Below are 7,500 nucleotides of genomic sequence, written 5' to 3' on the forward strand. Positions count from 1 at the left end.
CGAGTCCCGCCCCGTTTTTCGGGTGGCCCCTCAGGGGCCGCGCTCGAGCGCGCCAGCGCTCCAATAACTCAGCTCCTAGAAATCAGCGAAACCGTCGCCGACCTTGCCGTCGGCCTCGAGCGCGCGGTTCAGCGCGGACTCGACCTGAGCGGCGAGCTTGTCGAGCTTGTCGAGCGTGTCGGTCAGCTCGGTGGTGACGTTCTTGTGCGCGGTGTCGAAGGTCGAGATCGCCTGGTCACCCTGCAGGTTGTTGCGGAAATCCGAAGCGGCGCCCTCGAGTTCGTCGATTTCGCCCTTCATCTTCCCGCCGTAGGTCTGCAGGTCGCTGAACAGCTCGTTCATCGCCGCGGGATCATAAAGAATGGTCATAGCTCAGTTCCTGTTCGTGTCTGAATCGCGGTCAGAGGTTGGTGTAGCCGCCGCCACCGCCGGTGGAACCGCCACCGGACAGGCCTTGGCCGTCCATGTTCACCAGGGTGGACTTGCCGGAGCTGACCGCTTCGGTGAGCCGGTCGAACTTCTTGTTCAGTGCATCGGACTCGTCGTGCCAGGCCTGGGCGACCTTCACGAACTCGTCGGAGGCGTCACCCTTCCAGCCGCGGAGCACGGCCTGGGCGGCGTCATCGATCTGGCCGACCGACGTGCGGAGGTTGCCGATGCTGCTTTCGAGCTTGGAGACGACGCCGTCTACGCCGCCTGCTTCTACACCTACTGGTCCCTGAGGGGGCATGTGCCGAACCTTTCCTACTTGATGGTTGAAACGAGAGATGGCTTAATCTGGCCGCCACCCCCCACCGGGAAGCCCCTCGAGGAGCGCACCGATCGCCTGCGTGAGGCGGTGATCGGTGCCCGGCGTGATGGTCGACCACACCTGCCCGTCGGGCGCCGTCATCGGCGCTACGACGATCCGGCCGCGCGCGGTGTCGTACACCGCGACCGCGCCAGGGGCTCGGGTGGTCAGCCCGTCGTGGTGGACTACGGCGACGATCTCGGTGTAGCCATGGCAGGTGCCGAAGGCCGCGCCGAGCACGGTCGCCTGGTGCGCGTCGATACCGAGCGCATACATCGCGTCCACGTACTGGGAAGTTGTGCCGGCCGCGTCGAGACGCGCCGCCAGGTCGTCGGCAGCGACGCTCACCGGCGCTACCTCGGCGGGCGCGCAGGTCGGCAGCGCGGCCAGTAGCAGGCGGGCGAGTTCGCGGTCGGATCCGTCGATGGCATCGGTGGCGATCTCGAAGGTCTCGCCGGTGCGTACCGCGCTGGCGTGGCCGGAACCGCGGCGGGCCAGGCAGATTCGCCGCCTGCCGTCGTCACCGTAGCCACGGGCGACGAGTTCGGCGTCGGGTTGGGCCAGGGTGTGCAGCGCGCCCGCCAAATCGGGTTCGACATCGCCGTAGCTGTCGAAGATGCCGGTGGCGGTGAGTTCGGCGACCGCGGCGTCGCGGGCCGCGCGCCAGGCGTCGAAGGTGTCCTGCTGCGGGCCGACGGCGAGCACCAGCGGCAGGGTCTGCACACCGAGCCGGTCGGCGACGGCGAGCAGCGCGTCGTTGGTGAGCGTGGTCATGGCCGTCCCTCCGCGGTGGCGGTGCCGCCGGTCTGCGCGGCGGCGCGCTCGGCGACGCCGAGCACCGCGGGCGCGGCCTGGATCTCGCCTTCGGCGACCAGCTGGTCGGACTCCTCGTAGGCCAGGCCCGCGCGCGGGAAGCGGGCAGCCGAGTCCTGGCCGCCGCCTTGCGCCATCGCGCCGGGGACGAGCGGCGCCGACTGCCCGGCCGGGGTGGTGGTGACCGGCGCCGCCTGTGTCGTGGCTCCGACCGTGGTCGCTGACTGAACGAAAGTCGGTGCGCGGTAAGCGGTCTGGACCGGAGTCGGCATCGACGGCAGCGCGCCGAGGCCGATCGCGCCGATCCCGGGCATCGCCCCGGCGCTCGGCGTCGGCGACGCGCTCTGACCCGACTTCTCGCCGGTGAGCGCGGCTTCCGGGGCGATCGGCGGTGGCGGCGCGTGCAACCACGGCGTCGCCAGCGGTTCGGTGGCCGCCTCGTAGCTGCGCATCACCCGGGAGGCAACGGCTTTGGCCATGTCGGCATCGGCGTCGGTCTGCGCCGCGATGGCCTTGATCGGCGCACCGAGGGCGGCGCCGACCTGTTCCAGTGCCTGCTGCATCGCCGTGATCGCGGCGATGTCGGCGGTATTGGGCATGGCGATGGCCGCCACCTCGTAGGCGAGGACCTGGGCTTGCATCCTGGCCGCGTTGGCGGTCGCGGCCGCCGCGGTCTCGAGCAACCACTCGCGCAGCGTCGAGATCCGTTCCCACACGAGCTCGCTGCTCCCGGACTTCCAGGAACCACGCAAAGTCTGCAGCACCTGCTCGTAGTCGAGCACGGCCGCGCCGAAGGCCGCGGCGAGCCGCGTCCAGGCGGCGGCCGCGTCGGCCATCGGCATCGGTCCGGCACCGGCGGTGAGGTCGGTGGCGAGCTTGTCGGGCTCGCGCGCCTCCCACACCACTCCGGTGAAGCCGGGCTGCGGTGGTTCGATCATTATCCGTTGAAGCCGCTGGTGTTGTCGGTTTCCATCTGGTCGAACTCGCTCACCTGCGCGCGCAAGGTGGCGGCGAGCTTGTTCATCTCGTGCGCACCCGCCTCGGCGCTGGTCAGGTAGTCGTCGGCGACGCCGTTGGCCGTGTTCGCGGCACGCACCGACACCTCCTCGGTACCGGCCGGTGCCACGTGCAACGCCGGTACCACGGCGGTCAGTTCGGTGGTGAGCCGGTCGGCGATGCCGTCCAGCGCTGCCGCGGCTTTGCTCGCCGCGGCCGAATCGAATTCGAAGGTGTTACTCATCTGCCACTCCTGTCATGGTCGTGCCGCGTCACAGTGAGAGTTCTTTGTCCGGCGGAGCATCGGTGACCACCGGTTCGGCGGCGCCGACGACCGGGGTCGCCACCCCCGCGATCTGGCCGACGACTTCGTCGCCGTGGTTTCCGGTGACCAGCTGCGAGTGCACGGCCTCGTTGCCGCCGCCCTCCACCGCGCGCGCCATCGGCATGCCCGCGCCGGCACCGCCCATCGGCATCATTCCCGGCGACGAGCCGCCTGCCGATGCCGTGGTCGTGTTCGCGCCGCCGGAGGTGGTGCCGCCCGCGCCGCCGACCGCACCGGTGGCACCCACAGTGGACAGACCACTGGCGCGACCGCCCTGCCACGGACTCAGTGGTGACGACGACGACCCGACGCCGCCGATCGCACCGACCCCACCGATCGCGCCGCCTCCGCCGGCACCGCCACTCGCGGCGGCCAGCTCCTCGGCGGATTCCTCACCGGTCGCGGAGATCTCGGTACCGGTGGTCGTCGAGCCGGTGGTACTGGTCGACAGCGAACTCACCTGTTCGGCAAGCGAACCGAGCGAGGAGACCGCGGTGCTCGCGGTACTGATCAACGGCGTGATCAGGCTCATCAGCTGGCTCAGCGACTCGCTGCCCGCGTCGACGCCGGACGGCGCGTTGGTCACCTCGACCTTCTCACCCGCCTGCACCATCTCGCCGCTGCGCGCCACCATCTCGGCCTTGGTCTCGGCCGTGATCGCCAGACCCTCCGCCATCGCCTCCATGGTCGCCGCGATCAGCACCGCCTGACCACCCGGAGTGAGCACGTAGAGCGGAGCGAGCGCCAGGGTGGCCGAGTACCGGGCGATCACCGCGGCCAGCTTCGCGCCGCCGACCGCGACATTGCCCGCCGCCTGGGCGAGCACCGCCTTCTCCTGGGTGCTCTGGGTGGCGAGCTTGGCGCCGTCGGACTGCGCCGCGGTCGCCTTGGTGGTCGCCTCCGTCGCCGCGGCGCTCTGCCACAGCTGCATCACCGTCTGTAGCGCGGTCGAGCCCAGCGACATCACGGTCTCGAGCACCGAGGAGATATTCGTCAGTGCCTCAGCGGGATTGCTCGACGTACCGGTGCCCGAGGTCGCGCCGGTACTGCCGAGCGCACCGGTGCCGAACGCGGAGGCCAGCTCGGTGAGTGGCTGCATCAGCGCCGTCAGATCGATCGTCGGCAGCGCGGGCATTTCCGGCAGCTGGATGAACTCGGGCAGCTGCGGCAGCTGCGGCAACCCCATCGAGCCGAGCACCTGGCTCACCGGCTGATCGAGCATCGGCGCAAACGAACTACCGCGCAGCACCTCGAGCACAGTCGGATCGACCGACGCTGCCACGCCGGCCGAATCTCCCCCTGGATACGTCATCGCTACTGATCGACCGCCGAGATACCCAGCTTGGACGCGCCGTCGGCGCCCTCATAGGTAGCGGCGGCCTGGGTGGCGGTCAACGCGGTACCCGCGTGCACCGCGGCCAGCTGGGCCACCGAGGTGAGGTGGTTGGCCTGCGCGTACGCGAACGACATCAGGAATTCCTGGCCGATCAGGCCGAACACGGGCACCGCGGCGGCCATCGTGGCGACCTGGTCGACCGCGCCTGCCTGGGCGACCCCCGCCGCCATCGTGGCCGAGGCACCCGCGTACGCACGAACTGCGTCCGGAACTACCGCAACATGGTTCATGGCTATCGTCCAATCTCGAAACAGCCCATGGTGTTTCGTTACTTTATCTACCCGTCCGGCCCTGACACCACACAAATCTGCGGTGAAGATCAGTTGAATCTCACGTACCGGCCCGGTTGTACGCCGTTACCAGCTCGGCTCGCTCACCGAAGGCGCGGTGCGCGGCGGCCTGCGCGGTCTGTACCAGCACCCGCTCGAAATCCGCCGGTGACAACTTGGCGATCGCCGCGCTGAACTCGAGCCCGACCAGCGCGCCCGCACCGTCGACCGTCACCGTCACCGCGCCGTCGGGCGAAACCTCCTGCGCCCGGATGCCATTGGTGGCATCGGCCAGATCCTGCAACCGATAGAGCTGACCCTGCACCTTCGCGATCAGCTCGTCCATGGTCTCGACCATCGCCTTGTCCTCCCCTCTTCGCTCGCTAGACCGACCGCAGCCAGCTGTCCGGCTCGGTGTCGTATTCCTGCTCCTCGACGATCTCCGCCGCCGCGACCTCGGTCTCGGTGGGCAGTCCCGTCGCCGCCAGCAGCGCCGGGTCGAACCCCGCCTCCGCCAGCTGATTACGCCGTGCCAGACCCGCCCGCTTGGCCGACTTCTGGCACAACCGCAGGATCTCGGCGGCCAGCTCGGCGGGGTCGCGGCGGACCTGTTCGCGATCCACCGTGATCCCCACCGGCAGCCCCTGCTCGGTGGTACGCACCACGATCGCGCCCGTCACCGACGACGCGCTGAACTCGGTCGGAAACTCGTCCACGACTCCCCCTTCCGTCTGGCCCGGCATCATTACGCCCGATCGTCCCTGATGGCTCTGACAACTTCGGCGATCTGAGTGTTGATCAGCGACACCACCCGCCTGCGATCGGCGCCGACCGCCACCCGCGGCGTGCCGGGCACCAGCACGTAGCGACCGTCGTCGGTCAGGTCGCGCCAGCCCAGCCGCAAGCGCACGATGCCGCGCGGACCGAATCGCGACCAGCCCTGCTCGATGTCGATGAAACCGTCGCGGTCGAGCGGCGCCTGCTGAAAGGTCAGCGTCCGCACCGCGGCATCGTCGTCGTAGTGCTGAACCAGCGAGCGGCCGTAGGAGTGATCGAGCTGGTCGTCGGCCGGTTCGTCGAGGCGGATCTCCTGGCCGCGCCCCGCTTCCGCCGGGGGCAGGTGGCCTGCGACGACGTCACCGAGAGACAGCGCGTCATGGCGGGTGATCACGAATCCCTCAGCGTGGTACAGGGTGCGGCCGGGGCGCTGGCGCACCAGATAGCCCACGTCGCCCTTGCGCGCCGCGAGCATGCGCACCGAGAACGCGGGATCGGTGAGTCGCTCGCCGCCGCCGTAGCCGCGCACGATCAGCCGGATATCGGGATGGGTGAGCACGTCGATGATGTCGTCGAGCTCGTGCCCCCAGCGCTGCTTGATCGTCATCCAGTTGTGTTTCAGCGTGAACTCCGCCGCCTCGGAGGTGCTCGGCTCACTGCTGTGGATGAACGGGTCCGGCATGTACTCCTCGTCGATGCCTGCCCACAGCGCATCGAACTCGTCGCCGGTGAATTCCCAGGTGGGCGTCACTGTTCCACCACCGGCCTCGCGACGATCGGCGCGTCACCGAGCGCTTCGTCCAAGTGGGTCGTCGAGTCGAGGTAGTCGGCCCGCTTGTGTTCCTTCTGCTGGCCCTGACCACCGCCGGCCCCACCCATCGGCGACATCGGCATACCACCCATCGGCGAACCGGCCGCCGACGACGCGACGCCCGTGCGGAAGCCCTCCATCCCTGTGGTGGCCGAAGCCCGCGGGAACAGCTTGGACGCGCTGTCCAGGCTCGGCGATAGCGGCGCGGCGCCCGCACCGGCGCCACCACCGCCGGAACCCGAGCCACCGCCGCCACCGCCGCCCTTGCTCGCCGCGCTGAGCGCCTTCTTGGCCTGGTCCTGCAGGGAACCGAGCGCCGCGGAGCTCGGAATACCCGCCAGGGCACTCTGTTCCGCGGCCGAGGTCGCCTGTTCCACAGCCGACTGCGCGGCGGAACTGGCCTGTTCGAGACCGGATTGCAGGGCCGAGGTCAGCTGATCGGTCGAGGACGACCCCGTCGATCCTGTCGAACCGGTCGACCCCGGCGAGCCGTTGCCCGTGGTATCCCCGCTGCCATTACCCAGCTGGCTACCGGACTTCTGCTCCTGCAGCTCCGCCATGGCTTTCTTGAACGCGGCGGAGGTGTCGCCCGAACCCGATCCGCTCCCCGAACCGGAGCCGCTCCCGCTGCCGTTTCCGGAGCCGTTCCCATTTCCGTTCCCGTTGCCGTTTCCGTTCCCGTTGCCGGTTCCGTCCCCGGAGGACGGCGCGGTCGGATCGGGCAGCGTGGGAATGTGGCTCGTGGTGCTGTTGAGTCCGGGAACGTAGGTGTTCCACATGACCTGGCGGCCGTTCTTCGCGCAGGCCTCCTTGTCGGCCTGTGCCTGCGAGCCGTTGGGATCGGAGTAGCACCGGGGCAACATGAGCGCGGTCGCCAGCCCCTTGGAGGTGGCGTTGACCCAGCCGACGGTGTAATCGAGTGCGGCGGCCACCTGTTTGGTCTGATCGACCAGCAGTCCGTTGGCCTCGTGATAGGCCGACATCGCCGACATGGCGCGCGTGGCGCCGCCCGGGCTGGTCCAGCTCTTCTTGCTCGCTTCAACTTTGGCGTTCAGGTCGTCGAAACCCGTTTTGAGCCAGCCTGCCAATCTGCCCCAATACAACGCGGTGTGAGCCAGATTCCCGGGAACCGTCGACAGGGAATTCATGATCGCCTGAAGTTCGTTGTAGTTGTAGCCGCCGGGGCCCTCCGCCTTCATTCCGGCCGGATCGAAGGTTTTGCCGTCGGACAGGATCTTCGGCAGGTTGACCGCGGTCGCCACCGCCGGAAACTGGACGACCGTGGGCGGCAGCGGCGTCTTGGCCATGCCGGCGCTTCTACCC

Annotated in this window: 10 protein-coding genes and 1 pseudogene; all 11 read right to left on the reverse strand. The window is 69.1% G+C overall.

Annotated elements, in window-relative coordinates; genetic code table 11:
* Positions 1–75: 75 nt before the first annotated feature.
* Positions 76–369, reverse strand: coding sequence for a WXG100 family type VII secretion target (locus ACFWF3_RS16930; protein WP_378632332.1), 294 nt, complete (start codon positions 367–369; stop codon positions 76–78).
* A 31-nt stretch (positions 370–400) separates the two neighbouring features.
* A complete protein-coding gene (locus tag ACFWF3_RS16935) occupies positions 401–730 on the reverse strand; it encodes a WXG100 family type VII secretion target (protein WP_378993625.1) in 330 nt (109 codons plus the stop codon).
* 42 nt (positions 731–772) lie between these two features.
* Positions 773–1,564 carry an ESX secretion-associated protein EspG gene (locus tag ACFWF3_RS16940; RefSeq protein ID WP_379314399.1) on the reverse strand — a complete coding sequence of 264 codons (792 nt, stop codon included), beginning with the start codon at positions 1,562–1,564 and terminating at the stop codon, positions 773–775.
* On the reverse strand, positions 1,561–2,541 hold the full coding sequence (locus ACFWF3_RS16945) for a PPE domain-containing protein (protein ID WP_379314400.1): 981 nt from the start codon (positions 2,539–2,541) through the stop codon (positions 1,561–1,563). Before ACFWF3_RS16945 ends, ACFWF3_RS16940 begins: the two co-directional genes overlap by 4 nt.
* Positions 2,541–2,843: a PE family protein gene (locus ACFWF3_RS16950; RefSeq protein WP_379314401.1), complete on the reverse strand. Its 303-nt coding sequence runs from the start codon at positions 2,841–2,843 to the stop codon at positions 2,541–2,543. Before ACFWF3_RS16950 ends, ACFWF3_RS16945 begins: the two co-directional genes overlap by 1 nt.
* 28 nt (positions 2,844–2,871) lie before the next feature.
* Entirely contained in the window at positions 2,872–4,206 is a 1,335-nt protein-coding gene (locus ACFWF3_RS16955) for a hypothetical protein (protein ID WP_379314402.1), read from the reverse strand.
* A gap of 32 nt (positions 4,207–4,238) precedes the next feature.
* Positions 4,239–4,550 carry a type VII secretion target gene (locus ACFWF3_RS16960; protein ID WP_378632320.1) on the reverse strand — a complete coding sequence of 104 codons (312 nt, stop codon included), beginning with the start codon at positions 4,548–4,550 and terminating at the stop codon, positions 4,239–4,241.
* 100 nt (positions 4,551–4,650) lie between these two features.
* Positions 4,651–4,947, reverse strand: a complete 297-nt coding sequence (locus tag ACFWF3_RS16965) for a YbaB/EbfC family nucleoid-associated protein (RefSeq protein WP_378993629.1) — start codon at positions 4,945–4,947, stop codon at positions 4,651–4,653.
* Between the two features lie 25 nt (positions 4,948–4,972).
* Positions 4,973–5,305, reverse strand: coding sequence for a hypothetical protein (locus tag ACFWF3_RS16970; RefSeq protein ID WP_378993630.1), 333 nt, complete (start codon positions 5,303–5,305; stop codon positions 4,973–4,975).
* A gap of 29 nt (positions 5,306–5,334) precedes the next feature.
* A complete protein-coding gene (locus ACFWF3_RS16975; protein WP_379314403.1) occupies positions 5,335–6,117 on the reverse strand; it encodes an ESX secretion-associated protein EspG in 783 nt (260 codons plus the stop codon).
* A pseudogene (locus ACFWF3_RS16980) lies at positions 6,114–7,500 on the reverse strand (hypothetical protein); the annotation flags it as partial. The gene ACFWF3_RS16975 and the pseudogene ACFWF3_RS16980, both read right to left, overlap by 4 nt.

This window comes from Nocardia sp. NPDC060220 (genome assembly GCF_042727815.1).
GTDB lineage: Bacteria > Actinomycetota > Actinomycetes > Mycobacteriales > Mycobacteriaceae > Nocardia.